We start from the raw sequence: 25,485 nt of genomic DNA on the forward strand, positions 1-25,485 counted from the left end.
TCCTTTCTTATTGTGCGCTGGCCAGCGTAGCTTGCTGGTCAGCATTATTTTTCACGGTATTGCCACGCACCAGGCGCAGCACGCAGCCCACGGGACCCGTCTGGTACCAGTGGCGCACGCCGCGGCGTGGCTGGCCCATCGCCTGCGTCAAACGGTCCAGGGTAATGGCCAGCAGCACGATGCCCAGGCCACCGACTGTTGCCAGGCCCATGTCCAGGCGGCCGATGCCGCGCAGTACCATCTGACCCAGGCCACCGACGGCGATCATCGAGGCGATCACCACCATCGACAGCGACAGCATCAGCGACTGGTTGATGCCGGCCATGATCGATGGCATGGCCAGCGGGAATTGCACGCGGGTCAGCAACTGCCATGGCGAGGCGCCATATGCGCGGGCCGCTTCGATCAGGTCCGGACGCACCTGGCGGATACCGAGGTTGGTCAGACGCACCAGCGGCGGCAGGGCAAAGATGATCGTCACGATCACGCCCGGCGCATTCCCGATACCGAACAGCATCACCACCGGCACCAGGTAAACAAAGGCTGGCGTCGTCTGCATGGCGTCCAGCAAGGGGCGCAGGATGTTTTGCGCGCGGTCGCTGCTGGCAAGGAAAATACCCAACGGCAAGCCGATGGCTAGGCAGAACGCCAGCGACGTCAGCACCAGCGACAGGGTGGTCATGGCTTCCGGCCAGATGCCCAGCATGGACACGAGCAGCAGCGCCAGCACGGTGCCGATGGCCAGGGTGCGGCTGGTAAATTGCCACGCCAGCAAGCCGATGATGGCGATCACCGTCAGCGACGGCGCCGCCAGCAGCACGCCTTCCACGCCGGACAGCACGCTGTCGATCGGCGCGCGCACGGCCTGGAAGAAGGGGCGGAAATGCGCGACGACCCAGCCCAGGCCCTGGTTGATCCAGCTTTCCAGCGGCAGCGAGCCATCGAAAATCTGCGTCAGGTGGAAACCGGCCGCATGTTCCGGCTGTACGGCAGGCGCGGCCGCATCGAGCCACGCGGTGCTGGCGTCGGTGGGCGGCGTCAGCGCCCAGGGGTTGATCTGGGCGGCCTGTTCAACAACAGGTTCTACTGTGGAAACGGTGCTTGGGTTCATGCTTGTCCTTTCTGTTGTTGTGGCTCGGCAATGGCTGGCGTATCGCGGTCGAGGAACTTCAGCAAGGTAGTCTTGCTGATGGCGCCGCGGAAGCTGCCGTCATTGGCCACCACAGGGACGGCGTAAGGCAGTTGCGCCACCTGGCCGAACAGGCCGGCGACTGGCTCATCTGCATTGATGGTCTGCACGTCGGGCAGGTAGGCATGCGCCAGGCCCAGCGGTCCGACATGGCCGTCGAGCGCATTGCGCAGCGAATCGGCCGAGACGACGCCGAGGAACTTGCGCTGCGGATTGACGACATACGCAAACGCGCGATCCTGCTCTTCCAGCATCGACAGGGCGGCGCGCGAACCGCGGCTCGGCGACTCCGACACCACGATCTGGCTCTTGCGGGCAATATCGCTGGCCTTGAAGACGGCCGCCGCATCGACGCCGCGCACGAAGTTGCGCACGTAATCGTTGGCCGGCTTGCGCAGGATTTCTTCCGGCGTGCCCACTTGCACCACGTGGCCGTCTTTCATGATGGCGACGCGGTCGCCGATGCGCATGGCTTCATCGAGGTCATGCGAAATGAAGACGATGGTGCGGCGCTTGATCTGCTGCAGGCGCAGCAGTTCCGATTGCATTTCCGTACGGATAATCGGATCGAGCGCGGAAAACGCTTCATCCATCAGCAGAATCGATGGATCGCAAGCCAGCGCACGGGCCAGGCCCACGCGCTGCTGCATGCCGCCCGACAATTCATCGGGATAGCTGGCGCCGTAGCCGTCCAGGCCCACCTGCTCCAGCGCTTGCTGGGCCAGCGCATGGCGCTCGGCCTTCGGCATGCCGGCCAGCTCCATGCCGAAGGCGGTGTTGTCGAGTACGGTAATTTGCGGCAACAGCGCGAACGACTGGAACACCATGCTGATGTCCTTGCGGCGCAGGGCGCGCAGCTGGGCGTCCGGCAAGGTGTTGATGTCGTTGCCGTCGATCATGATACGGCCGGCGGTCGGCTCGATCAGGCGGTTCAGCATGCGCACCAGGGTCGACTTGCCCGAACCGGACAAGCCCATGATGACGAAGATCTCGCCCGCTTCAATGGTAAAGGTGGCGTCGAAGACGCCGATGGTGCAGTCGGTCTTGGCCAGGATGTCCTGCTTGCTGGCGCCCTGACGGACGAGTTCAAGCGCTTCTTCTGGCTTGTCGCCGAACACTTTGAACACATGGTCGATAATAATTTGTTTTGCCACGATGTGGTTCTCCCTCGATTTGACGAATGGAATGAAACCCAGCAAGCCTGCTAGCTTGCGGCGGGAATCAGCAAACCCCGTTCCGTCGGCTACGCCACGGCGCACAAGCGCACGGGAGCGACAGGAAAAGGGGGTGACACGCGTGTGACCAGCGGATGGCAAAAGCCGATGCCGGGGTGCCGTGTGCGTGCTAAAAGAGGCTGTGGTTCAGGACTTTTAACAACGCTAGCGCCATGCAAATACATGGCACCAAATGTATTTAACCGAAAAAATCGATTACTTACGTTTAACTGGATGCGGGTGTAAAACCCAAAGAATTATTCACCACTCAGCGAGTGGGAGTACTGCGAAGCAGAAGGTGAAACGCGGTGTAGCTGTTGTAAATATGACTCAAGTATAACGCAAAAAGCCCGCAAAGTCCAATGGCTTTCCAAATAGAAATGTGCTAGCAATGTTCGCCAGCGTACAGTCAAGTGGGGAACAAGGGGGTAAAGCGGCGAAAAGAAGCCAGTTGCCTGCGTCTTTTCGCCCTTCGCTGCGGCGCCATTCCTACCACCAAAAGTGGCGCCAGACAAGCGGGTGCAAGGCCGTCAGGCTGGCTCGGTAAACACCTTACGCATCTTCTCGGCGATCTTGCCTTCAATCGTGGAGGCGAAGGCGCTGAGCATGAAACCCAGCTTGATTTGCAGTTGCGCCTGCTCTTTTTCAAGCGTCAGCGAACCATCGACGCCGCTGCGCTCGAAACGCAGCACGTCGCCATCCCAGGCGCACGCCAGGTCATATTCCTGGGCCAGCTTGTCGGCCACTTGCTGCGCCGCTTCACGCGCCTTTACCGCTGTCAGCTTATGTTGCTGAACTATATTTATATCCGCCATCAAACGATCCTTTTATTAAAAACGGGGGCAATACGGCCAGCATCATACCAGCCGCGCTGCGGCAGGCGCGGCCGCGGCCAGCGTCGGCACGCCGAAAAAACCTGCGTTTTCCTCTGCATCGCTTGCGCTGCATCAAACCGTAGCAAGCGATGCGGGCCGACTATTCCTGTTCCAGCTGCGCGTGTCTTGGAGAGCTATCATGGACCAGAAAGTCATCGTGCCGGTCGAAGCCGTGCTGACCCAATGCGTGTCCCTGCCCGTCGGCTATGTCCCCACGCCGTCGGCGCCCTACCGCCAGCACCGCAAGAATGCGCAGCTCACCCTGCAGCCGGGTCCGCCCCGCGTGCTCGATCCCGCCACGCGCAAGCTTGAAGCCGTGCCCATCGGCTCGCGCGTGCTGATCTGGAAGCAGGATCCGTCCGTCAGCGAGCTGGGCACGCGCAAGGCCTTCCTGCCCGGCCTGATCCTGCAGGGCCCGCGCGACGCGCGCATCACGTTTGGCGAACCGGGCATCGCCCAGGTCAGCCCGAATGCCTTCGGCGACTTCATCGTCTCGCCCAATACCGACCAGTTCGACGCCGTCCACACCTATGCCATCGTGCGCATGACGCTCACCATGTACCAGCGCGCGCTGGCCAGCAACGACACGGCGCCGCCGCTGCCATGGCAATGGAATAGCGCCAGCAACACGGCGCCCCTGCGCGTGTTTCCGCACGGCTTGCCCAATGTCATGAACGCCTATTACAGCCGCAGCGACAAGGCCCTCAAGTTCGGCGACTTCATCCCCAGCGGCGCCACCGAGCGCGTCTACACCTGCCGCTCGCTCGACATCGTCTCGCATGAAACGGGCCACGCCGTGCTCGATGGCTTGAAGCCGAATTGGCTGCTCAGCAACAATCCACCGCAGACGGGCGGCCTGCACGAATCGTTCGGCGACCTGACGGCGATCTTCCTGGCCCTGTCGCAGCTGGACCAGGTGGAAGCCGTGATCGCCCAGACCAAGTCCGACCTGCACGACAAGACCTTCCTGGCCGACCTGGCCGAGCAGTTCGGCCTGGCGCTGGGGCGCCCGAACGGCTTGCGCAATGCCGACAACGACATCAAGCTGTCCGAGGCGGGCACGGAAGTACACGCCATCTCGCAAGTGTTTACGGGCGCCATCTACGACATCCTGGCCGACATCTTTGCCCACGAACGCCAGCCCCAGCTGGAAGACGACGCGGCCGTGCTGCACCGCTGCGGCGATTACCTGCGCAGCCTCGTCCTGCGCGCCCTGGTGGCATCGCCCGACCAGGCAGCCACCTACGCCGACGTGGCCAACCACATGCTGACGATTGCCCAGGCCGACGGCAATGGCGCCTACCTGGACTTCATCCGCAACAGTTTTACCGTGCGCGAAGTACTGAAGGCCGGCGCCATGACGGCGGACGTCCAGATGCCGTTTGCCGCCGATGTCGTCGACGAAGATGGCGCCGTGCAGGACCGGCGCGCCTGCTGCGGTACCATGAACCATGCGGAATACAGCGAATCGGACCAATTGCTCGAAGCGGAACGCGAGGCGCTGGCAGCCTGGTGCCGCAGTTATGGCCCCCGATAGTCACCGTAACCGGCGCCCCCGCCAGATGCGACACGCAGTACAAATGACAGCCACACCACCACCATCCACAGCAGGGAGCAGCATGAAAATTTCAGCCCGCAGCAGCGGCGGCTTTGCCGGCCTGAGCGAACATTATGAAATCGATACGCAAGCCCATCCCGCCGGCCGCAACCTGGAGGCGGCGCTGGCCAGCAGCGGTTTTTTCACCCAAGATCAAGCTGCAGGCGTGCAGGTCGGCGCCGACATTCCCCAGTGGAGCATCACGGTTGACGCGCCCGCCGCGCGCCGTACGATCACGTTTGCCGAGGATGGCAGCGCTGAAAATGCTCGCTGGCAACAGCTGGTGGCGCAGATACGCGCCAGCGCATGAGTTTTCTGCAATTTAGTTGTACCGCTCTTGACTTGAGTAAAGCAAAAACACCACATGCCACGGCACTACGCCACCTGCCCTGCATTGCCACGCGGCAGGCGACTGTCGCTTTCTTGCCGCGTTCTCCATGCCAACGTCATGGATAGTCGTCGAACTGCCCTCTCTGCGCAGCAACGGCGCCGCCAAAAAATGAATTTGCTTATATGTATTGTATATAAGCGGGATTTGTGAGAAATAGCGAATTGCCTTAAAATACAATGCTTTGCTTTAGTATGCGCCGCCGAGGTTCCTGCAGGCGCTACAGCACCTCCCCCATATTGATAGGACTGTTATGACCCACGTTGTCACCGAATCCTGCATCGCCTGTCGCTATACCGACTGCGTCGATGTCTGCCCGGTAGATTGTTTCCGGGAAGGCCCGAACTTCCTGGCAATCGATCCGGACGAATGTATTGACTGCGCAGTCTGCGTGGCAGAGTGCCCGGTGAACGCGATTTTCGCGGAAGAGGACGTGCCGGGCGACCAGCAAGCCTTCATCAAGATCAACGTCGATCTGGCCCGTAACTGGCCTTCGATCACCAAGACCAAGGCGGCATTGCCGGAAGCCGAGCAATACAAGGACGTCAAGGACAAGCTCGACATGCTGGTGCGCTAAGCACACGGCAGATTCGGCCAACAATGCGCACCGGGGCACGCCCCGACAGCGGCGCAAGGGGGCCATCGACACAAAAAAAGCAGCGGAAACGCTGCTTTTTTACTTTTAAAACATGATTGCCTGTGCAACCACACAACTGTGGCGCGCCGTCACAACTATGCGCAAACTGTGGCCCTGTGCGCGGTAAAGCACATTTTGTCCTCAACAAACATCGTAAAATTGGATTATGATATTTGAGCCGATATTGGCGCTTGGAATCAAACAAGGACTCTATATGCTTTACCAACTGCACGAACTGCAACGCTCCTTCCTCACTCCGGTGATGCAATGGGCAGACATGTCCTCCAAGTTATTTACCAACCCGGTTTCTCCACTGGCCCACACCCCGTTTTCGCAACGCATCGCAGCCGGCTACGAGCTGATGTACCGCCTTGGCAAAGACTACGAAAAACCACAATTCGATATCCAATCCGTTCTCGTCAAAGGCGAGAGCGTCGACATCCTCGAACACGTTGTCGTGACAAAACCGTTTTGCCGCCTGATTCACTTCAAAAAAGAAGCCACTGGCTTGCAACAGCCCAAAGTTTTGCTGGTTGCCCCCCTGTCCGGTCACCACTCGACCCTGCTGCGCGATACCGTGCGCGGCTTGCTGGCCGAGCACGATGTCTACATCACCGACTGGACGGACGCGCGCATGGTACCGCTGACGGAAGGCCCGTTCCACCTGGACGACTACATTTATTATGTGCAAGAGTTCATCCGCCTGCTGGCGCCTGATTTGCATGTGATTTCCGTCTGTCAACCGACCGTGCCCGTGCTGGCCGCCATCTCGCTGATGGCGACGGCGAAAGACCCGCACATGCCGAAAACCATGACCATGATGGGCGGTCCGATCGACCCGCGCCGTTCGCCCACACAAGTGAACAACCTGGCGACGGAAAAGAAATTCTCGTGGTTTGAAAACACCGTGATCTATGCGGTGCCACCGAACTACCCGGGCTTTGGCCGCAAGGTGTATCCGGGCTTCCTGCAGCACGCCGGCTTCATCGCCATGAATCCGGGCCGCCACGCACAAAGCCACCGCGAGTTCTACATGCACCTGGTGACGGGCGACGACGAGCCGGCGGAAGGCCATCGCCAGTTCTACAACGAGTACAACGCCGTACTCGACATGCCGGCCGAGTACTACCTGGAAACGATCAAGACCGTCTTCCAGGAATTCAGCCTGCCGATGGGCACGTGGAAGGTCGGCGGCCAGCTCGTGCGTCCGCAAGACATCACGAATGTGGCGCTGTTCACGGTGGAAGGCGAACTGGACGACATTTCCGGCGCCGGCCAGACGCAGGCGGCACACGACTTGTGTTCCGGCATACCTGCCGACATGCAGCAAGACTTCGTGGCACCAAAATGTGGCCATTACGGCATCTTCTCTGGCCGCCGCTGGCGCGAAATCATTTGCCCGAAAATCGGCGAATTCATCCAGAAGCATTCCTGATCCGCATTATTCCCGCCAAAACGGCACGCCAAGCATCGCTGGCGTGCCGTTTTTTCATGCGCGTTCGATTTTCACCGTCGGGCGCGTATTGACAAAGATCTGCTCGACTCTCGGCTCGCCCGGCCCCGGCTTCTTCATCGCATAGCCATTCACCGGTTGCGAGCGGTTTACCCACAGCGCGTAATACAGGTGATCGGCGCGCGGATCTTCCGTATTCGGATGGATCAAGATCGTCAGGCCCAGGCTGTTCAGCTGCAGCCACGGCACGATCACGGGCAACAGATCATTGGTGAAGCCGAAATAGAATGACGGCGTCACGTGCGGGCCGCGCGGTTCCAGGTTCCAGTCGCCCAGTTCGATCTGGAAGCGCTCGGCAGCCCACTTGCGTATCAGCGCCGCCTTCTGGTAGCTGTCTTCGTCAAAATAGATGTGCGCGTGATAACTCTCGATATCCGTGTAGGCGCGCGGCTTGCTCGGCAAGGTTTCCTCGCCGGGTCGCACGCTGACGGGACGGGGCGTGGGCGCCGTATCCGTATGCTCGCCCCACGGACTCTTGCCCGGCACCGCTGGTTTGACGTCTTGCACGCGCTTGACGGCACCATCCTGCGCCAGGGCGGTACCGGCCAGGCCCGAAGCGGCCAGCGCCGCCACCAGTCCGCCGCCCCGCAAGACCGTGCGGCGCTGCGGCGACAGCAGATTCGCCCACTCCAGGTCGATGGCCGCGTGTTGATGATTGTCAGACATTGTAAGTTCCTAATTTGTAGATGAGTAATAAAGCGCGCTCAAGGAAAAGGCCAGGGCTAGGCACAAGGCCGAAGACCGTACGAACGTACGGCGACCGCCATGGCCTTTTTTGAGCACGATTAAAAGGACACGGTGGCGCGCGCGTAGTAGTAGCCGCCCAACACCCCCAGCGGCCCCGAGTTGTCATACGCGCCCGTGTACTGCGCCAGGTTTGACGCGCTGCGCGCCTCGCGCGGCACCTGGCTCGGCTTCTGGTCGAACACATTGTTGGCGCCCACCGTCACGTTGATGCGCTTGCTGACGTCATAGCCGACGCTGATGTCCGTCACGAAGGCGGCCTTCAGCTGGTAGTCGCCGCCCGTGATGGCGTTCAGGCGCTTGAGCTTGCCGTAGCGCGTCTCGCGCACGTTCACCGTCCAGCCCGCTTTTTCATACGCCAGCGTGACAATTTCCTTGTCGCGCGGCGCCCGGTACAGCAAGTCGTACTCGGCCGACTTGCTCAGGGTGCCGATGTTCGGCAAGCCTTGCAGCACGGCCGGCAGCTCCGCCTTGCCCACCAGGCTAGTGCGGTTGAAATTGGCCGCCGCGGTCCAGCGCAGCTTGCCGTCGGCCACGCGCAGCACGTCCTCGGCCGTGAAGTCGATGCCGCGCGTGCGCGTGTCGCCCACATTCGCAAAGTAATGGGCGACAAGGCCATTGCCCACCGTCAGCCCCGCCGAGCGCAGCAGGTTTTCAATCACGCTCGCCTGTGCCGCCGTCAAGGGCCGGCCACTGCCATCGAGCGCCACGCCCGAACTGCGGTCGATGCCGATGTTCGACGACACGCCCAGGCGGTCGCTGACCTTGATTTGATACGCGTCAACGGCCAGGCGCAAGGTCGACGCAGGATGGAACGTCAGGCCGGCCGACAGATTCGTCGATTTTTCCGGCTTTAAAGGTTGCGCGCCGAGGGCCCGCGCCGCAGCCGAATTCGGTTGCGCCAGGGTATAGGGCACGCCCGCATGGTCGGACGTGTTCGAGTACGATTGCGTCACCAGGCTCGGTGCGTGGAAGCCATTGCTGACGGTGCCGCGCACGGCCACGGCGGGCGTGACGTCAAAGCGCGCGGACAAGCGCCCCGTCGTCTTGCTGCCGAAGTCCGAATATTTCTCGGCGCGCAGGGCCGTGTCGAGCAGCAACTGCGGCGTCAGTTTCGCGCCCAGGCCGATATATGCGGCATAGCTGTGGCGCGCCGTGTCGGATGCGTCGACGGGCAGGTAGCCGGCCAGTGCCGACGAGCCGCTGCCCTGGTAAGACGCAGGCTCGCCCGGGCTGCGCTGCTGCGTTTCATGCGAGTATTCGAGACCGACGCTGAAATCGGCCGGCTCGGCCCATCCCAGTTGCACGGGACGGCGCAGGTCCGCATTCGTCGTCGAGCGGCTGTAGCGCTGGTTTCCAATATCAAAATCCGTCTTGCCGCCAGGGTAAGTGAGCGAATAGTTGGCCGAGTGTTCCACGCCCACGTCGATATCGTCGCGGCCATACGTCGTGCTCAGGTCCCAGGCCCAGCCGCCCGTCTCGCCCTTGATGCCGCCCGTCAGCGAAAAATCGTTTTCACTCGTCGTTTCATACGGCGTGAAACCATCCGGATACACGGACAGCAAGCCACGGTTGTTATTGAAGATGGTATTGGGCAAGCGGAAATTCTGCGCCGAACGGGCGTCGCGGTGCGCATACGTGCCGAAGCCGTACAGTTGCACGTCGGGCGACACGTCATAGCCGAGGTTGGCGCTGAGCGAGGCGGTCGTGCTTTGCGGTACGCCCGTGTTGCGCCACGGATTGCTGTTGCGCGTCGCTTCGGCCGGGTTCGGCGAGGCGCCGGCCGGCAAGCTGTTGTTCGGTCCCAGCTTCACCAGCTGGCCGTCGCTGTTGCGCACGGCCGGATACGACAGGTAGCCGGGGTTCAAGCCGAAGTTACGCACGGCAATGCCCTGGCGCTGGACTTCGGCGCCGAAGTGGGCAAAGCCGCGTTCGCCCAATCGCGTGCCGCCATCGACGCGCACGTAACCGTTCGTGCCATCGCCCGCGTAGGTGGAACCGAGTTGCGTGCTGGCGCTGAGCTTGTCATCCGACTTCAGGATGATGTTGATGACGCCGGCGATGGCATCGGAACCGTAGATGGCCGAGGCGCCATCGCGCAGGATTTCCACGCGGGCAATGGCGCCCGTGGGAATCAGGGCCAGGTCGGTGGCCACGGAACCGGGAAAGCCATCCTCATTGACGATGGCCGTCGTATGCCGGCGCTTGCCATTGACCAGCACCAGCGTGTGCGATGGGTCCAGGTTGCGCAGCTGGCCCGCGCGCACGATGCTGCCCAGGTCGGGCTGCACGCGGGCTGGCAAATTGAACGACGGCAAGGCCGTGTCCAGCGCATCGAGCAGGTTCAGCTTGCCGGTCGCCAGCAGTTGCTGCGCGCTGATCACATCGATGGGCGCGGCGCTGTTGGCCACCGTGCGGCCCGTGCCGCGCGCGCCCGTGACGATCACGGCTTCCAGCGGGCTGGCGCCCAGCACGCCGTCGCCTGCCGGCGCCGTTTGCGCATGGGCCACGCCGGACGCGGTCAGCACGAGCATGGCAGCCGGCACGGCTTGCGCCAATTGCCGCAAGCGCGGGGTGGAGCCTTGCCTGTCATTCAGTTGCAGCATACGAAAACATCCTTTCAAGAGTCGTCAACACAGTGGTTGCAGACTAAAGGATGGACAAACAAACAAGAACGAATGGTTTCGTATTTAGATATTTCGTTTTGGCAACGTGCAACAGCGGCGCGTCAGGGAGGCGCTGGCGCCGTGGCCAGGCTCTGGTCCAGGCGCTTCCAGTAATCGCGTTCGAGGCGGGCCGTGTCGACGTCGCGCGCCGCCTCGTTGAAACGCTTTTGCCACGCCGCGCCTTCCGCATCGCGCTGGAAGCACACGTGCACGGGGCGCTCCTTGAAGACGGACTCGATGGTGCCGATGCGTTCGCGCTCGGCCTTGCTGAAATTGCGGCCCATCAGCAAATGCTGCAAGACATGGCGCTCGATGACGATCACGCGATAGCGCTTGATCAAGAGTTTCTTGAGGTTGGTGGCATCGTTCAAGCCCTCTTCCGTCCTCAGCTCGCCGCGCGCCACCATGCCATCGAACTGCTCGCCGTTCGAGTAGCCGGCCACGGTGCCGATGCGCAGCTTGCCCAGCTCGGCCAGGCTGGCGCCAGGGACGCCATCTTCCTTCAGATACGCGAGCACGCCCTGCGTATTGCCAACCGGAACCGAAAAGTGACAGAGTTTTTCCCGTTCGGGGGTGCGCCAGACGGCCAGGAAACCCGCGTAACGGGGACTGGCCAGGCCGAACTGCATGGCGCGCTTCCATGGAAAATACTCGTATTTGGCGACATAGCCCATGCGTTCGAAGATGGCGCTGACCATCGCCCCTGACATGCCATCGGCAGGCAGGCTGCGGCTGATGAAGGGTGGCCAGTCTTCCGCGGCGAAGCGGACGATGCGCGAAGCGGAGGCGCCGGGCGCCGCCACGGGAGAGGCCGCCTGGGCATGGGCCACGGCAGACAGGACGAATAAACAGAAGGGCAAACCAACTGTCCGGAGGAAACGCATGCTCTGCTCCTATGGCCTGCTCGCCTTGCCGGGCAAGTGCGATGACAGGACTGGCGGTCGGCTTTCTTGATGACTTTCTTGATAAAAATCATGCTCCCATAAAAAAAAGAAATTTCAAAGTTGTTTATTTGCACTTTGACATTCCCGTGGGAAATAAAATACGATTGCGGCGCGCCTGCAACAGCCGTGCTACCGGCACGCTATCCCCTGCCGCAAGACAGGTTTTTCCTTGTGCGCGGCCCGGATGGCCGATAATGGCGTTTTACCGTGGAAGATGACCGTGCCGCACCCTGCCCCTCCCTCACTTGCCGACCAGATCGAAGATGTACTGCCGCAGACGCAGTGCACCAAATGCGGCTACAACGGCTGCCGCCCGTATGCGGAAGCGATCGCCGCCGGCAATGCCGACATCAACCAGTGCCCGCCCGGCGGCGCGCAAGGCATCGTGCGCCTGGCCAGCTTGCTGGGCAAAAAAGTCATTCCACTCAATCCCGTCAACGGCCTCGAACGTCCGCGATCCGTCGCCTATATCGACGAATCGCTGTGTATCGGCTGTACCCTGTGCATCCAGGCCTGTCCCGTGGACGCCATCGTGGGCGCCGCCAAGCAGATGCATACGGTGGTCACCAGCCTGTGCACGGGCTGCGACCTGTGCGTGGCGCCCTGCCCCGTCGACTGCATCGTCATGTACCCCGTCAGCGGCGACGCCACGGGCTGGGATGCCTGGAGCCAGATGGAGGCGGACGACGCGCGCGCGCGCCACGATTTCCGCACGCAGCGCCTGCGCCGCGAAACAGAGGAAAACGAGGCGCGCCTGGCCGCCAAGGCCGTCGCCAAGATGCGGGAAGTGACGCAGGAAGTCCCCGTCACGCCCGACGAACAGGCGGAAAAGGAACGCAAGCGCGCCATCATCGCCGCCGCCATGGAGCGCGCGCGCGCCAAGGCCGCGGCCGCCAGCACGGACACCTCCCAGCCAGCCCCTACCACCCCGAAAAAAGACGCATGAACGCTGCCAAACGCCTGGAAATCTTTACGCGCTTTCGCGCCGCCAACCCTTCCCCGAAAACGGAACTCGAATACACGACGCCGTTCGAACTGCTGATCGCCGTGCTGCTGTCTGCGCAGGCGACGGACGTGTCCGTCAACAAGGCCACGCGGCTGCTGTATCCGGTCGCCAATACGCCGGCCCAGATGCTGGCGCTGGGCGTCGACGAGCTGGCAAGCTATATCCGCACCATCGGCCTGTTCCGCACCAAGGCGAAGAACGTCATCGCCACCTGCCAGATCCTGCTCGAGCAGCACGGCGGCGAAGTGCCGCGCGACCGCGCCTCGCTGGAAGCGCTGCCGGGCGTGGGCCGCAAGACGGCCAATGTGGTGATGAACACGGCCTTTGGCGAACCGACCATGGCCGTCGACACGCATATCTTCCGCGTCTCGAACCGCACGGGCATTGCGCCGGGCAAGAATGTCGATATCGTCGAGCAGAAGCTGCTGAAATTCATCCCCAAGGAATTCCTGCACGACGCCCACCACTGGCTCATCCTGCACGGCCGCTACACGTGCACGGCGCGCAAGCCGCAATGCTGGAACTGCATGATCGCCGACCTGTGCGATTACAAGAACAAGTCGCCGATGCCGGCCGTGGTGTAAGGCAAAAAAAACGGCCCGCAAGGGCCGTTTTGACATCGTGCTGCCTGCAAGTAAGCGCTTACAGCAAGACCATATTGTCGCGATGAATCAGCTCATGGCCTTCCATGTAGCCGAGAATCGCCTCGATTTCCGTGGAAGGTTTGCGCATGATGCGGCGCGCTTCGCCGCTCGTGTAATTCGACAGGCCGCGCGCCACGGGCACGCCGGCGGCATCGACGCAGGTGATCACGGCGCCACGGCCGAACTCGCCATTCACGCCCGTCACGCCGATCGGCAGCAGGGACTTGCCTTCCTGGCGCAGCTTTTGCACGGCGCCCGCGTCGAGCACGACGGCGCCGGCCGTATGCAGGTGATCGGCCATCCACTGCTTGCGCGCCGTCAACTGCCCCGTTTGCGCCCGCAATTCCGTGCCGATCGCCTCGCCCTGGGCAAGACGGCTGAGCACGTCGCTGTCGCGGCCCCAGGCGATAATCGTGTGGGCGCCGGACTTGGCGGCGCGCTTGGCGGCGAGGATCTTCGTCAGCATGCCGCCGCGCCCCAGGCTGCTGCCGGCGCCGCCGGCCATCGCTTCCAGGGCCGGATCGCCGGCGATGCCCTGCGTGATCAGGTATGCGTTGGGGTCCTTGCGCGGGTCGGCCGAGAACAAGCCGTGCTGGTCCGTCAGGATGACGAGCGCATCGGCCTCGATCAGGTTGGCGACCAGCGCGCCCAGGGTGTCGTTGTCGCCGAACTTGATTTCATCGGTGACGACCGTGTCGTTTTCATTGATGATCGGCACCACGCCCAGGCGCAGCAGCGTCGTCAGGGTGGAGCGGGCGTTCAGGTAGCGTTCGCGGTCGGCCAGGTCGGCGTGCGTCAGCAGCACCTGCGCCGTGCCCAGCTGGTGGGCGCGGAAGCTGCTTTCATAGATTTGCGCCAGGCCCATCTGCCCCACGGCGGCACACGCCTGCAATTCGTGGATATCGGTGGGGCGCTGCTCGAAACCGAGGCGCAGCATGCCTTCGGCGATGGCGCCGGAGCTGACGAGCACGACTTCCTTGCCCAGCGCACGCAAGCCGGCTATCTGCGCGGCCCAGCGCGCGATGGCGGCATGGTCGAGTCCGCGGCCATCGTTGGTGACCAGCGAGGAGCCGACTTTGATGATGATGCGGGTAGCTTTTTGAATCACGGAATCCATGGGGCGGCGCTCTTCACTTAATAAACGTCAGCGCGCAGGACGCAGCAGCAGCAAGAGCAGCCCCGCCAGCAGTTCCATTGCGCACATGAACAACACAAAACCCTGGGGCAAGCCGAAGCTGATGGCCGCGAATAAACGGCCGGCGGGCTGCGCCAGGACCAACATTGCAGTGATATCGCTGAAGACGGGCGGTTCGCCCTGCCGTGCCGCGAACAGCGCCAGGAGCGCGGTAGCGCCCCAGACACCGACATGGGAAGCGTAGAACTGGCTGTAGCCGTTGACGCCATTGAGGAAGATGCCCATGCCGGCCGCCATCTCGTCGGCGAACAGCAGGCAGGCGACCGCGCTCAGCCCGTAAGCATACGCGATCAGATGCAATACACGGCGCTGCCACGCTTGCTTGCGCGCTGGCGCGACAGCGGCCGTCTGTACCGACATCAGGGTAACGCTTAGTCGAGAATCTTGAAACGCGGATCATCCGGGTCGATCGACGAGATACCGCGTGCTTCTTCGGTCATCTGCGTTTCTTCGGCACGGCTTTCGCTGTGTTTTTTCTCTTCCAGATGCTGGTAAATCGCATTCACCAGTTCCGGGCAACCTTGATGGTTCAGCGCGGAAATCTCGAAAACGGGACCTTTCCAGGCGAAACGCTTGAGGAAGTCCTTGACGATCTTCTTGCGCTCTTCTTCCGGCACCATGTCGAGCTTGTTCAACACCAGCCAGCGCGGCTTGTCGACCAGCGACTCGTCATATTTCTTCAATTCCTTGACCAGCGCCTTGGCTTCCTTGACAGGATCGACATTGGTTTCAAACGGCGCCAGGTCGACGATGTGCAACAGCAGACCCGTGCGCTGCAAGTGGCGCAGGAATTGATGGCCCAGGCCCGCGCCTTCGGAAGCGCCTTCGATCAAGCCGGGAATATCGGCGATCACAAAGCTCTTCTCGTGCGACACGCGCACGACGCCCAGGTTCGGGTGCAGGGTGGTAAAGGGATAATCGGCAATTTTCGGGCGCGCGTTCGAGACGGCCGAAATGAACGTCGACTTGCCGGCGTTCGGCATGCCCAGCAGGCCCACGTCGGCCAGCACTTTCAGTTCCAGGCGCAGTTCGCGGCGTTCGCCTTCCTTGCCCTCGCCTTTTTGGCGCGGCGCGCGGTTGGTCGAGGACTTGAAGTGGATATTGCCCCAGCCGCCTTCACCGCCCTTGGCCAGCAGTTCGATCTGGCCGTGTTCGGTCAAATCGGCCAGGATTTCGCCGCTCGCGTTGTCGATGATCAAGGTGCCAACAGGCATGCGCAGGTGGATGTCATCCGCGCCCTTGCCATAGCAATCTGCGCCACGGCCAGGCTCGCCATTGCGAGCCTTGTGCATTTTGGAGAAACGGAAATCGACGAGCGTGTTGATATTGCGGTCGGCGACGGCCCAGATGGACCCGCCCTTGCCGCCATCGCCGCCATCGGGACCGCCGAAAGGCCGGAATTTTTCACGGCAGAAAGAGGCGCAGCCGTTGCCGCCATCGCCCGCGATGACTTCGATTTTTGCTTCGTCGATAAACTTCATAATTTTGCCGCCATAAAACTAAAAAGGCTCTACCTTGGGCAGAGCCTTTCGATTGAAGGCTTGCGCCTTACATCATGCGATCACAGCGGAGCACGCGCTCCGCGATGAATTACGCTGGTACTGCTTCGTTTGGTACAACGGTCACGAATTGCTTCGAGCCAGCACCTTTGACAACGAACTTCACTTTGCCAGCGATCAACGCGAACAGAGTGTGGTCCTTGCCCATGCCTACGCCTTCGCCGGCGCGCACTGGGGTGCCGCGTTGACGAATGATGATGCCGCCAGCATTGATAGCTTGGCCGCCGTAGACTTTAACGCCCAGACGCTTTGATTCTGAATCACGGCCGTTTCGCGTTGTGCCGCCGCCTTTTTTATGTGCCATTTAAGACTCCTTGATAGCTGATTAATTCAAACAGCGGCGATTAGCCGTTGATCGAAACGATTTGGATTTCGGTAAAATTCTGGCGATGGCCTTGATGCTTTTGGTAGTGCTTACGACGACGCATCTTGAAAATTTTGACCTTATCATGGCGACCATGCGCCACAACCGTAACCAGTACCGTTGCACCTTCGACCAATGGCGCACCAAATTTAATGGTGTCGCCCGCGCCTACTGCGAGAACTTGATCGATGGTGATTTCGGAACCAATGTCTGCCGGTATCTGTTCTACTTTAAGTTTTTCGCCAGCGACAACTTTGTATTGTTTGCCACCGGTTTTTATGACCGCGTACATGATTTGAAACCTCATCAAATGTTGAAAGAATTTGTCCCACCGCTCTGCAAAGCAAGCCGTACACAACAGGGGGAACCTGCAATTATACATGGCCTGTGAAATTGCGTCAAAAACTATTCACAAAGGCCGATGATCGTGGTATGTCGACAACCTGGACACCATGTCAGGCTTGCGCAAGGCGGACAGGAAAAGCCGCGCCCATGACAACAAGCACAATCAATTGCTCTACAGTCATAGGCAAACATCACGCGCGTGCAAGCCATGTCGTATAATCTCGGCACCCACAATCTATTGCAGGTTCGCCTTGTCTGACGCTAACAAACACGTTAACCAAAACACCATCGTGCAAACGATTGCCGCCGATATGGACGCAGTCAATACGGTGATCCGCCAAAAACTGCATTCCGATGTGATTCTGATCAACCAGATCGCCGAATACATCATCAGCGCCGGTGGCAAACGCATCCGCCCCGTGCTGATCTTGCTGGTGGCCAATGCCCACGCCTATCGCGGCACGGCGCACCATGAGCTGGCCGCCGTGGTCGAATTCATCCACACCGCTACCCTGCTGCACGATGACGTCGTCGATGAATCGTCGATGCGCCGCGGGCGCCAGACGGCCAATGCCCTGTTCGGCAATGCGGCCTCGGTGCTGGTGGGCGACTTCCTGCACTCGCGCTCGTTCCAGCTGATGGTCTCGCTGAATAATATGCGCGTCATGCAAATCCTGTCCGACGCCACCAACGTGATCGCCGAAGGCGAAGTGCTGCAGTTGCTGAACATGCACGATCCCGACGTGACGCAAGAGAGCTACCTGAACGTCATCCGCTCGAAGACGGCGAAACTGTTCGAGGCATCGGCGCAACTGGGCGCCCTGATCGCCGGCGCCAGCGAAAACGACATCGAAGCGGCTGCCGAATACGGCCGCTCGCTGGGCACGGCCTTCCAGCTGATCGACGACGTGCTCGACTATGCAGGCGACGCCACCGAAATCGGCAAGAACGTGGGCGACGACTTGCGCGAAGGCAAACCGACCATGCCGTTGATCTGGCTGATGGAAAACGGCACGCCGGAACAGCGCGAACTGGTGCGCAGCTGCATCGAGCAGGGCGACGAGCAGCATTTCGACGCCATCCTGGCTGCCATCACCAGCAGCGGCGCGCTCGACTACACGCGCCAGCAGGCGGAAATCGCCGGCCAGCGCGCCGCCGATGCCATCGCCGGCTGGCCCGACAGTGTCTACAAGCAATCCATGCTGCAACTGTGCTCGTTTGCCGTGGACCGCAATCACTGATCGCGTTTGACCAGCCTCCATAAAAAACGGCGCCAGTAGCGCCGTTTTTTATTGCTTGTCATTATTTGCTGCTCGCCATCTGCTGTTTACTGCTTGCTCTCATGCTCCATGGCCGCGCCCGCCAATGCGCGCACGATGGCCGGCTCCGCTTCCAGCCGCTCGCTGTAGCGGCTGCCCAGGTAATCGCGGCGGTCGCGCACCAGCAAGGTAAATTTGTACAATTCCTCCATCACGTCGACCAGGCGTTCGTAGTACGGCGACGGCTTCATGCGGCCGTCATCGTCGAATTCCTGATACGCCTTGGCCACCGACGACTGGTTCGGAATCGTCACCATGCGCATCCAGCGTCCCAGCACGCGCAAGCCGTTGACGGCGTTGAACGATTGCGAGCCGCCCGATACCTGCATCACGGCCAGGGTCCGTCCCTGCGTCGGACGCACGCTACCCGTTTCCAGCGGCAGCCAGTCGATCTGCGATTTAAACACGCCCGTCATGGCGCCATGCCGTTCGGGACTGCACCACACCTGCCCTTCCGACCACAGCGACAGTTCGCGCAGCTCCTGCACTTTCGGATGCTCGGGCGACACGCTGTCGACCATGGGCAAGCCGTGCGGATCGAACACGCGCGTGTCGGCGCCGAAATGGCGCAGGATGCGCTCCGCCTCCAGGGTCATCAGCTTGCTGTACGAGCGCTCGCGCAGCGAACCATATAGCAGCAAGATGCGCGGCGCATGCGTCGACAGCTGTGCTGGCGCCAGCTTGTCCAGGCTGGGCACGTCCAGGTGGGCGGCGCTGATATTCGGCAGATCCTCCATGCTTCCCCCTCAAGCCACCGGCTTGCCGTCGGCGCCCACCACGGGCTGGCCGTCTTCCTTGGCAAATGCCCCCTGCTGCGGCAACGGCAGGATGTCCAGCACCTTTTCCGACGGCCGGCACAGGCGCACGCCCAGTTCCGTGACGACGATGGGGCGGTTGATGAGGATCGGATGGGCTTGCATGGCGTCGAGCAGGACCGCATCGGGCAAATCCGCATTGGCCAGGCCCAGTTCCTCGTACAGGGCGCCCTTGTCGCGCATGATGGCGCGCACGGAGAGGCCGGCGCGGGCGATCAGGTCCAGCAGCTCCTCGCGCGACGGCGGGTTCTTGACGTAATCGATGATGACGGGCTCGACGCCCGTATTGCGGATCAGCGCCAGGGTGTTGCGCGAGGTGCCGCACGCCGTGTTGTGATAAATCGTGATCGTCATGTCGTGATGTCCTTCTATAAAGTGGTGGTGTCCGGCACGCAGCAGGGCGCGCCCGCGCAGCAGTTTTCCGTCAGGAAAGCCAATAGCCCGTTCATGCCCGCGTAATTGGCCGTGTAGATGATGGAACGCCCTGCCTTGCTCGCCGTCACCAGCTTGGCATGCGCCAATTCCTTCAAGTGAAACGACAGCGATGACGGCGCGATGGCCAGCGCCTCGGCGATTTTCGTGGCGGCCAGGCCTTGCGGCCCCGTCTGCACCAGCAGGCGGAAGACGGCCAGCCGCGATTCCTGCGCCAGCGCGGCCAGCGCCGCGATGGCGGCCGTGCTCGTCAGTGGTGTCGCTTGCGTCGCGACTGTGTTTTCATTTTCCATAATTCAATAATACTCGAATTATGGAATCAATGCCAGCGATCGCGCTGCGTACGTAACCTAGCGCACCGACCGATATGGCCTATCGGTCTACCTTGATGAAAAATTACTGCGATCGGCATCCCATGACACGCTCGACACCCCTGAAAATCCTCGGCTGGAGCCTGGCCGCCCTGCTGGCCCTCATCGCCATCGTGGTCATCCTTGTGCTGACCTTCGACTGGAACCGCGCCCGCCCCTACATCAATGAGAAGGTGTCGGCAAGTACGGGCCGTACCTTCGTCATCGGCGGCGACCTGCGGGTGCAATGGCGGCAGGGACTGAAGACGGAACCGGGCTGGCGCCGCTACGTGCCACGTCCCGTCATCAGCGCCCAGGACGTGCGCATGAGCAACCCGGACTGGGTCACGGCCGGCCCGCAACTGGCCAGCGCCAAGCGCATCGACGTGGCCATCCACCCGCTGCCGCTGCTGCAGCACAGGGTGGTACTGACGGACCTGGCGCTGGACGCGCCGCAGATCGCCCTGCAGCGGCGCGCCGACGGCAGCAACAGCTGGACCTTGAAGGACAACGGCCCCTCGCCATGGGAAGTGGAAATCCAGCGCATGGCCTTCGGCGACGGCGCCATCCGCTACCTCGACGAGGGCATCGCACTGGACCTGCGCGCCAAGGTCAGTTCGACGGCGCCCGACGCCACGCCGGGCGACGCGTCAGGAAGCGCGCCCGTGGAAAAGTACGGCATCGCCTTCAGCCTGGGCGGCAGCTACCGCAAGGCGCCCGTCACGGGCGGCGGCAAGGCGGGCGCCGTGCTGTCATTGACCGATAACAACACCGTCTATCCCGTGCAGGCCCATGCCGTGCTGGGCAAGAACAAGGCCAGCATCGATGGCACGCTGACGGACCCGCGTTCGCTGTCCGGCATCGACTTGCAGCTGAGCCTGGCCGGCGCCAGCATGGCGGACCTGTACCCGCTGACAGGCGTGCTGCTGCCGGAAACCCCGGACTACGCCACCAGGGGACGGCTGCTGGGCAAGAAGGAAGGCGATATCTGGAACTGGACCTATCAAAACTTCAAGGGCACGGTGGGCAAGAGCGATCTGGCCGGCACCCTGCAATACCTGCCACGCCAGCCGCGTCCCTTGCTGCGCGGCGAAGTGACGTCGCAGCAACTGCGCCTGGAAGACCTGGGCCCCACCATCGGCGCCGACAGCAATGCGCAGAAGCAGGCGCGCGGCAAGGCCCCCGTGCAGCCGGACAGCAAGGCCTTGCCGGTGGAACAGTTCAATACGGCCAAATGGGATGCGCTTGATGCCGACGTGAAATTCACGGGCAAGAAGCTGGTGCGCACGCACGACGTTCCCCTGACCGACATCGTCGCCGACATCCACATGAAGGACAAGGTGCTGAGCTTGACGCCGCTCAACTTCGGCATGGCCGGCGGCGACATCACCTCGAATATTTCGCTCGACGGCCGCCAGAAAACCATCGCCGCGCAAGCCAAGGTGGCCGCGCGCCACCTCAAGATACGCGAACTGTTTCCCAAGCTGCAATCGATGCAGGCCAGCTACGGTGAAGTGTATGGCGACGCGGCGCTCACCGGCCACGGCAATTCCATCTCGGCCATGCTGGCCAGCGCGAATGGCGAACTGGCGGCCACCGTCAGCGAAGGCTCCGTCAGCCAGTTCATGCTGGAACTGGCCGGCCTGAACCTGGCCAATGCCGTCTTCGTGAAAATCTTCGGCGACAAGCAGGTACACCTGAACTGCCTGGCCAGCGATTTCGCCGTCACGAACGGCCTGGCGAACGTGCGCCGTTTCGTGCTCGACACGGATACGGCCGTCGTGAACGTGACAGGCAACGTCAACCTGGCGCAGGAAACCCTGGACCTCGACGTGCGCCCGCGCACCAAGGGCGCCCGCATCATCACCCTGCGCACGCCGCTGTACGCGAAAGGCACGTTCAAGAACCCGGACGTGGGCCCGCAAAAAGGCCCGCTGGCCCTGAAGGCGGGCGCCGCCGTGGCCCTGGCCACCGTCGTCACGCCGCTGGCCGCCCTGTTGCCGTTAGTCAATGTCGACAAGGCGCCCGACACGGACTGCGCCGCCGTCATGGCCCAGGCGAACGCCACGCGAAAAAATCCCACCGCGCCGACGACGAATGCACCGGCGAAAAAGGTCAGCGCAGCGGACATCAGGAAAGCCCAGCAGGAAAAGAAATAGACCTTGACGCAGCCGCTTGAAAGCCGCCCCGCCATCTGCTGTAATACGACTATGCGGGGTGTGGCTCAGCCTGGTAGAGCGCTGCGTTCGGGACGCAGAGGCCGGAGGTTCGAATCCTCTCACCCCGACCAGCTACCCCAAGGTAGTAAGTCCACGTTAATTTAGCGTTTAGTGCGCACCTCCATAAGCGTGCTCATGCGCGACGCCGAGGTCATACAGCACCAAGGGTTGCATCGCCTTGGCCACCACACGAGCGATTGCGACGCTCCTGTCAGGGGCAGCATCAAGAACATGGTTGGATTTGCTGCCGGATCGCGGGTTGTCGACATATGATCCCTCCAACGAGCATCCGCTGGCAGCGGATCGTTCAAGCCAAAATTTTTAAATCCCTATGGCAGAGCAAGCAAGAGTAGTTCCTGCAAGTAGTTGCGAATAAAAAAAGCCAAGTGATTAGCGCCACGAGCAAGTCAACGAAATATATCCAGCGTCGACAAGTGCTGTTTGCTGTTGCGAGATACTGGACGGGCATGGGTGTCCCTCAGTACGCAGGCTTGTCGTGGGACTCTGGCTCGACCGCATCCTGGATACTGGACCAGGGAGGTAATTCTGCCGGAGGCAAGGGGAGTACCTGGTCAAGCCTACTCAGCTTCAGGTCGGGATTGATTTGTAACGCGTCGTAAATGGCGTTGTACCGATCTTTTCTCGACGCATCAGCCTTAATGCCGAGCAGTTTAAAACCAGCCTTATCTTCGTCATCAGCGTTAGGCCCATGTCCATCCGTAAAAATTAACTCCAGTGCGGCGGCACAGTCCCGACTTCCAAATTTTGTACCATTTTGGTATAAGTCTAGTGCCTCTTTATAACGTTTTTTAACTTCTGCTTGAATACCTAAGTTATAGGCAGCAGCAGCGTGTCCCTGTTGATATGCACATTGCAGCATAATTACCGCATCGTCCTGGCGACCTGCTTCGCTATATGCTTGAGCCAGCACAATCTGTGCCTCCGGACTACCGAGCTGGGCCGCCCTCAGATAATATGCCCAAGCCAAATCGACATCGTAGTGTGCCCCTCCATAGCCGTGCTCATGTGCTACGCCGAGGTCATACAAGCCCCAAGGTTGCATCGCCTTGGCCGCCACGCGGGCGATTTCGACCGCTTGATACGCGTCAGGCTTGAGCACCTCATTCGATGCAAGCGGCCCCAGGCCTTCGAGAAAAAAATGGGCCATCAGTGCGCGGGCACCCCAGTCCCCCAAATCGGCGGCTTTTCTCACATCGGTGAGAATTCGCGTCGCCTCCTCGTGCGTGAGTTGCCACTCTATCTTGCTGCGCCATACCTTGCGAGCCTCGATGTAGAGCTGGTAGGCCACCGGATCGCGGGTTGCCGGCATATGTTCCTTCCAACGAGCACACGCGGGGAGCGGATCAGACAGACTGAACTTATGGAATCCATAGGGCAGGGTATGCAAATTTTTCTCCTTGATATAGTTATTGAGAGAAAATGCGCCAATAACCAGCCCCGCTAGTAGAGCAGAGGCATATATCCACCGTGTCCGCGCGGTGCTCATGGCTATATGACAGGTGAACCAGGCTTGCGGTCGACATAGAAGGGACTCAACTGACTCTTTAATCTCGTTCCCGATGTTCTTGAAAAAAAATTATTGGAAGCAATTTTTGTCCATTGCTTGAACATTTCCTGCATATCCCCAAACTGTGCCGGTCCCGCCATCCCGGAGCACTGGCTGAACAAATCACAGCGCAATTGAAACGCCACGTCCTTCGCCTCACTCAACACGTTGAGTTCGCTGTCAAGCGCCATGCTGCGCAGATTCAGGTTGGCCGAGCCGATGGTGAACGCGGCGTCATCGACGACCGCTACCTTGGCATGGATGTAGATTTCCTCGTAATCCTCCGCTCGCAACCTCTCTTCGCCTTGTGCGCACGTCCACAGGGAACCCATGAATACATTGATGCCATGTTCACCTAGTTCTTCTGCGGTAATCGGCGGCTTGGTTTTTTTCTTCTGCGCCAGTTCGATAGCCTCTTCATGCTCTACCTTCATCGCCTCGCTCCTGCCCACCCGGCTGGCCACGTCGTAAGTCGGATAGTCCATTCCCTTGTCTTCCGGCGTGGAAGTCAGGATGAATACATGAATCGGCTGCATGTAGCCGGCCGAACGCAGGCGACCAACGCACTCGATAAGATGCTCCGCCCAAGGCGTGTACTGAATGTACTGGTTCTGTATGAAGATGTAGCGAAGCATTTGCCGAGTCAGGTTGGCGTAGCATTCCTTGATGCTCTTTTCGGCATGCTGCGGCTCGGTGCGCAGCAGTTGTACATTATGCTGCCCGTTTTGTAGTTTGAACGCGCTCCATGGTATCTTCGCGCGCCGCGCAATGAAGTCTGCATCCATCTTGTTATGAATCCAGTTCCCGATCTGCTTGGCGAACCAGACTGGCGGAACAAGAAGCCACGCTGTGTCCATGAAGAGCGAGGGAGGTCTGGTGGACTTTTCCCAGGCTTGGCAGAAATTATGATTGAGGTCGTATAAAATCGGGCCATGCAGGCGGCAAGATACATCCTGATATGGTTTCACCACATGGCTGTTTTTGTCGATGTATGACTGGACGAGGCGCTCCTTGGCCGCCTGCTGTCCTGAGTTCAATCGGTATCCCGGGCTTGCCCCGTCATAGCATTCACCCTCTTTCCAGGCCGCATTTTGCAGTTTCACATGCTCCATGTGGTAGATGCGTTCCCGCCTGATGTCGCGGAAGCGGTGCTCTGCCGTATCCCAGAAATCGGTGACCGAATTATGTCCCATCACATAACCTGTGGCATTGACGGGAGTTTCATAGTCAATCAACAGCATTTTCTGGTGATGTGTGGCAAACCTCTTGGTGACTTGTGCCATAAAGCCATTGGGGGCCACTTCTCCCGTCAATGATTGTTCTAGCAGGCTTATTGGAACGCTGCGAACGTGAATGTGGATGTTCGGCACTTCGCTGCTGCCCACCTGCGCATACCACTCAGCGTTATAGGCCTGATGGGATTCACTGAAATAACCGCTTTTTCCGCATCCGATGTGGGGAAATCGTCCACCGTAGTAACCTGGATTGTTCCTCATGATCACTTGCGTTGCGACACTGTCGTGCCATATCAGTAAACGAACTTTGACCGGATCAGTTTTGCGCGAGGCAATTATTTTCAAGAGGTCTCCATAACGCACCCCATCCTCGGCGCTTTTGCCACGCACCAGCACCATGCCGGGATCGAATCCCCATGTGATGATGTCGACGCTATGCCTGGCGCGCTGCAAATCCTTGGCTATTTTTCGAAAGACATCTTCTCCGCAAATCAATGGTTCGATAAAACAGCGATAACGCGGTGGATGGATAGGATAGGGAACATGAACAAACCAGGGCTGTGCAAGGCATTGGCGGGGAACATCGTTATCGCGATAGGACAGCGTTTGCTCGTAGAGCCCTACGTTGCTGTTCATGCCACTCATGGTGTACTCCTTGGGAAAGTGAT

General features: G+C 60.7%; 24 protein-coding genes and 1 tRNA gene. 9 read left to right on the forward strand and 16 right to left on the reverse strand.

What is annotated here, in order from left to right:
- Positions 1-7: 7 nt before the first annotated feature.
- From proW to YQ44_RS21705, 3 genes are all read right to left on the reverse strand, one after another.
- The gene (gene proW, locus YQ44_RS21695) at positions 8-1,111 is read right to left on the reverse strand and encodes a glycine betaine/L-proline ABC transporter permease ProW (protein ID WP_071325160.1); all 1,104 of its coding nucleotides are present in this window, start codon (positions 1,109-1,111) and stop codon (positions 8-10) included.
- On the reverse strand, positions 1,108-2,343 hold the full coding sequence (gene proV / locus YQ44_RS21700; RefSeq protein ID WP_071326675.1) for a glycine betaine/L-proline ABC transporter ATP-binding protein ProV: 1,236 nt from the start codon (positions 2,341-2,343) through the stop codon (positions 1,108-1,110). The genes proW and proV overlap by 4 nt, the downstream gene beginning before the upstream one ends.
- Before the next feature lie 590 nt (positions 2,344-2,933).
- Complete coding sequence (locus YQ44_RS21705) at positions 2,934-3,218, reverse strand: polyhydroxyalkanoic acid system family protein (protein WP_071325161.1); 285 nt, start codon at positions 3,216-3,218, stop codon at positions 2,934-2,936.
- A 199-nt stretch (positions 3,219-3,417) separates the two neighbouring features.
- Between YQ44_RS21705 and YQ44_RS21710 the strand changes: the two genes are divergently transcribed.
- From YQ44_RS21710 to YQ44_RS21725, 4 genes are all read left to right on the forward strand, one after another.
- Positions 3,418-4,815 (forward strand): hypothetical protein, encoded by a 1,398-nt coding sequence (locus YQ44_RS21710; RefSeq protein WP_071325162.1) that lies wholly within the window; start codon positions 3,418-3,420, stop codon positions 4,813-4,815.
- Positions 4,816-4,897: 82 nt separating this feature from the next.
- Positions 4,898-5,185, forward strand: coding sequence for a protealysin inhibitor emfourin (locus tag YQ44_RS21715; RefSeq protein ID WP_071325163.1), 288 nt, complete (start codon positions 4,898-4,900; stop codon positions 5,183-5,185).
- 331 nt (positions 5,186-5,516) lie between these two features.
- Positions 5,517-5,840 (forward strand): ferredoxin FdxA, encoded by a 324-nt coding sequence (gene fdxA / locus YQ44_RS21720; RefSeq protein WP_010395176.1) that lies wholly within the window; start codon positions 5,517-5,519, stop codon positions 5,838-5,840.
- Between the two features lie 274 nt (positions 5,841-6,114).
- Positions 6,115-7,335 carry a polyhydroxyalkanoate depolymerase gene (locus YQ44_RS21725; RefSeq protein ID WP_071325164.1) on the forward strand — a complete coding sequence of 407 codons (1,221 nt, stop codon included), beginning with the start codon at positions 6,115-6,117 and terminating at the stop codon, positions 7,333-7,335.
- A gap of 54 nt (positions 7,336-7,389) precedes the next feature.
- Here the strand turns inward: YQ44_RS21725 and YQ44_RS21730 are convergent, their stop codons facing one another.
- The 3 genes from YQ44_RS21730 to YQ44_RS21740 all read right to left on the reverse strand — a co-directional run bounded on the left by YQ44_RS21730 (position 7,390) and on the right by YQ44_RS21740 (position 11,707).
- Complete coding sequence (locus YQ44_RS21730) at positions 7,390-8,079, reverse strand: DOPA 4,5-dioxygenase family protein (RefSeq protein WP_071325165.1); 690 nt, start codon at positions 8,077-8,079, stop codon at positions 7,390-7,392.
- Between the two features lie 119 nt (positions 8,080-8,198).
- Complete coding sequence (locus YQ44_RS21735; RefSeq protein WP_071325166.1) at positions 8,199-10,763, reverse strand: TonB-dependent receptor plug domain-containing protein; 2,565 nt, start codon at positions 10,761-10,763, stop codon at positions 8,199-8,201.
- A 122-nt stretch (positions 10,764-10,885) separates the two neighbouring features.
- A complete protein-coding gene (locus YQ44_RS21740) occupies positions 10,886-11,707 on the reverse strand; it encodes a substrate-binding periplasmic protein (protein WP_232250961.1) in 822 nt (273 codons plus the stop codon).
- 274 nt (positions 11,708-11,981) lie between these two features.
- Between YQ44_RS21740 and rsxB the strand changes: the two genes are divergently transcribed.
- On the forward strand, positions 11,982-12,713 hold the full coding sequence (gene rsxB, locus YQ44_RS21745; RefSeq protein ID WP_071325167.1) for an electron transport complex subunit RsxB: 732 nt from the start codon (positions 11,982-11,984) through the stop codon (positions 12,711-12,713).
- Positions 12,710-13,357: an endonuclease III gene (nth, locus tag YQ44_RS21750; protein ID WP_071325168.1), complete on the forward strand. Its 648-nt coding sequence runs from the start codon at positions 12,710-12,712 to the stop codon at positions 13,355-13,357. The genes rsxB and nth overlap by 4 nt, the downstream gene beginning before the upstream one ends.
- Before the next feature lie 58 nt (positions 13,358-13,415).
- Here nth and proB read toward each other — a convergent pair whose 3' ends face one another.
- The 5 genes from proB to rplU form a co-directional block, all read right to left on the reverse strand.
- On the reverse strand, positions 13,416-14,534 hold the full coding sequence (gene proB, locus YQ44_RS21755; RefSeq protein WP_071325169.1) for a glutamate 5-kinase: 1,119 nt from the start codon (positions 14,532-14,534) through the stop codon (positions 13,416-13,418).
- 27 nt (positions 14,535-14,561) lie between these two features.
- A complete protein-coding gene (locus YQ44_RS21760) occupies positions 14,562-14,972 on the reverse strand; it encodes a hypothetical protein (protein WP_071325170.1) in 411 nt (136 codons plus the stop codon).
- 11 nt (positions 14,973-14,983) lie between these two features.
- Positions 14,984-16,093: a GTPase ObgE gene (gene obgE, locus YQ44_RS21765; RefSeq protein WP_071325171.1), complete on the reverse strand. Its 1,110-nt coding sequence runs from the start codon at positions 16,091-16,093 to the stop codon at positions 14,984-14,986.
- 109 nt (positions 16,094-16,202) lie between these two features.
- Positions 16,203-16,475 (reverse strand): 50S ribosomal protein L27, encoded by a 273-nt coding sequence (gene rpmA / locus YQ44_RS28435; RefSeq protein WP_070219281.1) that lies wholly within the window; start codon positions 16,473-16,475, stop codon positions 16,203-16,205.
- Between the two features lie 40 nt (positions 16,476-16,515).
- Positions 16,516-16,827 carry a 50S ribosomal protein L21 gene (gene rplU, locus YQ44_RS28440; protein ID WP_038500602.1) on the reverse strand — a complete coding sequence of 104 codons (312 nt, stop codon included), beginning with the start codon at positions 16,825-16,827 and terminating at the stop codon, positions 16,516-16,518.
- Between the two features lie 364 nt (positions 16,828-17,191).
- Here rplU and ispB point away from each other — a divergent pair, with 364 nt between their 5' ends.
- Positions 17,192-18,121 carry an octaprenyl diphosphate synthase gene (gene ispB / locus YQ44_RS21780; RefSeq protein ID WP_232251320.1) on the forward strand — a complete coding sequence of 310 codons (930 nt, stop codon included), beginning with the start codon at positions 17,192-17,194 and terminating at the stop codon, positions 18,119-18,121.
- An 86-nt stretch (positions 18,122-18,207) separates the two neighbouring features.
- Here the strand turns inward: ispB and arsH are convergent, their stop codons facing one another.
- From arsH to YQ44_RS21795, 3 genes are read right to left on the reverse strand one after another with little or no spacing between them, the layout of a single operon-like run.
- On the reverse strand, positions 18,208-18,936 hold the full coding sequence (gene arsH / locus YQ44_RS21785; RefSeq protein ID WP_071325175.1) for an arsenical resistance protein ArsH: 729 nt from the start codon (positions 18,934-18,936) through the stop codon (positions 18,208-18,210).
- A gap of 9 nt (positions 18,937-18,945) precedes the next feature.
- Entirely contained in the window at positions 18,946-19,368 is a 423-nt protein-coding gene (gene arsC, locus YQ44_RS21790; protein WP_071325176.1) for an arsenate reductase (glutaredoxin), read from the reverse strand.
- A gap of 14 nt (positions 19,369-19,382) precedes the next feature.
- The gene (locus YQ44_RS21795) at positions 19,383-19,739 is read right to left on the reverse strand and encodes an ArsR/SmtB family transcription factor (protein WP_198043796.1); all 357 of its coding nucleotides are present in this window, start codon (positions 19,737-19,739) and stop codon (positions 19,383-19,385) included.
- Positions 19,740-19,861: 122 nt separating this feature from the next.
- Here YQ44_RS21795 and YQ44_RS21800 point away from each other — a divergent pair, with 122 nt between their 5' ends.
- Together YQ44_RS21800 and YQ44_RS21805 are read left to right on the forward strand one after the other, a co-directional pair.
- Positions 19,862-21,955, forward strand: coding sequence for an AsmA family protein (locus YQ44_RS21800; protein WP_071325177.1), 2,094 nt, complete (start codon positions 19,862-19,864; stop codon positions 21,953-21,955).
- A gap of 54 nt (positions 21,956-22,009) precedes the next feature.
- Positions 22,010-22,086: transfer RNA gene (locus tag YQ44_RS21805), tRNA-Pro, on the forward strand.
- 407 nt (positions 22,087-22,493) lie between these two features.
- On the opposite strand, the gene YQ44_RS21810 is transcribed toward YQ44_RS21805, so the two are convergent.
- Together YQ44_RS21810 and YQ44_RS21815 are read right to left on the reverse strand one after the other, a co-directional pair.
- Entirely contained in the window at positions 22,494-23,423 is a 930-nt protein-coding gene (locus tag YQ44_RS21810; protein ID WP_232250962.1) for a tetratricopeptide repeat protein, read from the reverse strand.
- Between the two features lie 101 nt (positions 23,424-23,524).
- The gene (locus YQ44_RS21815) at positions 23,525-25,462 is read right to left on the reverse strand and encodes a phospholipase D-like domain-containing protein (RefSeq protein WP_232250963.1); all 1,938 of its coding nucleotides are present in this window, start codon (positions 25,460-25,462) and stop codon (positions 23,525-23,527) included.
- Positions 25,463-25,485: the final 23 nt, after the last annotated feature.

Origin of the sequence: Janthinobacterium sp. 1_2014MBL_MicDiv (assembly GCF_001865675.1) — a bacterium.
GTDB lineage: Bacteria > Pseudomonadota > Gammaproteobacteria > Burkholderiales > Burkholderiaceae_D > Janthinobacterium.

What these genes read in the sequence shown, in the direction of transcription:
- proW (WP_071325160.1), bottom strand. Translation starts at nt 1,111, where the DNA reads ATGAACCCAAGCACCGTTTCCACAGTAGAACCTGTTGTTGAACAGGCC.
- YQ44_RS21705 (WP_071325161.1), bottom strand. Translation starts at nt 3,218, where the DNA reads ATGGCGGATATAAATATAGTTCAGCAACATAAGCTGACAGCGGTAAAG.
- YQ44_RS21710 (WP_071325162.1), top strand. Translation starts at nt 3,418, where the DNA reads ATGGACCAGAAAGTCATCGTGCCGGTCGAAGCCGTGCTGACCCAATGC.
- YQ44_RS21715 (WP_071325163.1), top strand. Translation starts at nt 4,898, where the DNA reads ATGAAAATTTCAGCCCGCAGCAGCGGCGGCTTTGCCGGCCTGAGCGAA.
- fdxA (WP_010395176.1), top strand. Translation starts at nt 5,517, where the DNA reads ATGACCCACGTTGTCACCGAATCCTGCATCGCCTGTCGCTATACCGAC.
- YQ44_RS21725 (WP_071325164.1), top strand. Translation starts at nt 6,115, where the DNA reads ATGCTTTACCAACTGCACGAACTGCAACGCTCCTTCCTCACTCCGGTG.
- YQ44_RS21730 (WP_071325165.1), bottom strand. Translation starts at nt 8,079, where the DNA reads ATGTCTGACAATCATCAACACGCGGCCATCGACCTGGAGTGGGCGAAT.
- YQ44_RS21735 (WP_071325166.1), bottom strand. Translation starts at nt 10,763, where the DNA reads ATGCTGCAACTGAATGACAGGCAAGGCTCCACCCCGCGCTTGCGGCAA.
- YQ44_RS21740 (WP_232250961.1), bottom strand. Translation starts at nt 11,707, where the DNA reads ATGCGTTTCCTCCGGACAGTTGGTTTGCCCTTCTGTTTATTCGTCCTG.
- rsxB (WP_071325167.1), top strand. Translation starts at nt 11,982, where the DNA reads ATGACCGTGCCGCACCCTGCCCCTCCCTCACTTGCCGACCAGATCGAA.
- nth (WP_071325168.1), top strand. Translation starts at nt 12,710, where the DNA reads ATGAACGCTGCCAAACGCCTGGAAATCTTTACGCGCTTTCGCGCCGCC.
- proB (WP_071325169.1), bottom strand. Translation starts at nt 14,534, where the DNA reads ATGGATTCCGTGATTCAAAAAGCTACCCGCATCATCATCAAAGTCGGC.
- YQ44_RS21760 (WP_071325170.1), bottom strand. Translation starts at nt 14,972, where the DNA reads ATGTCGGTACAGACGGCCGCTGTCGCGCCAGCGCGCAAGCAAGCGTGG.
- obgE (WP_071325171.1), bottom strand. Translation starts at nt 16,093, where the DNA reads ATGAAGTTTATCGACGAAGCAAAAATCGAAGTCATCGCGGGCGATGGC.
- rpmA (WP_070219281.1), bottom strand. Translation starts at nt 16,475, where the DNA reads ATGGCACATAAAAAAGGCGGCGGCACAACGCGAAACGGCCGTGATTCA.
- rplU (WP_038500602.1), bottom strand. Translation starts at nt 16,827, where the DNA reads ATGTACGCGGTCATAAAAACCGGTGGCAAACAATACAAAGTTGTCGCT.
- ispB (WP_232251320.1), top strand. Translation starts at nt 17,192, where the DNA reads ATGGACGCAGTCAATACGGTGATCCGCCAAAAACTGCATTCCGATGTG.
- arsH (WP_071325175.1), bottom strand. Translation starts at nt 18,936, where the DNA reads ATGGAGGATCTGCCGAATATCAGCGCCGCCCACCTGGACGTGCCCAGC.
- arsC (WP_071325176.1), bottom strand. Translation starts at nt 19,368, where the DNA reads ATGACGATCACGATTTATCACAACACGGCGTGCGGCACCTCGCGCAAC.
- YQ44_RS21795 (WP_198043796.1), bottom strand. Translation starts at nt 19,739, where the DNA reads ATGGAAAATGAAAACACAGTCGCGACGCAAGCGACACCACTGACGAGC.
- YQ44_RS21800 (WP_071325177.1), top strand. Translation starts at nt 19,862, where the DNA reads ATGACACGCTCGACACCCCTGAAAATCCTCGGCTGGAGCCTGGCCGCC.
- YQ44_RS21815 (WP_232250963.1), bottom strand. Translation starts at nt 25,462, where the DNA reads ATGAGTGGCATGAACAGCAACGTAGGGCTCTACGAGCAAACGCTGTCC.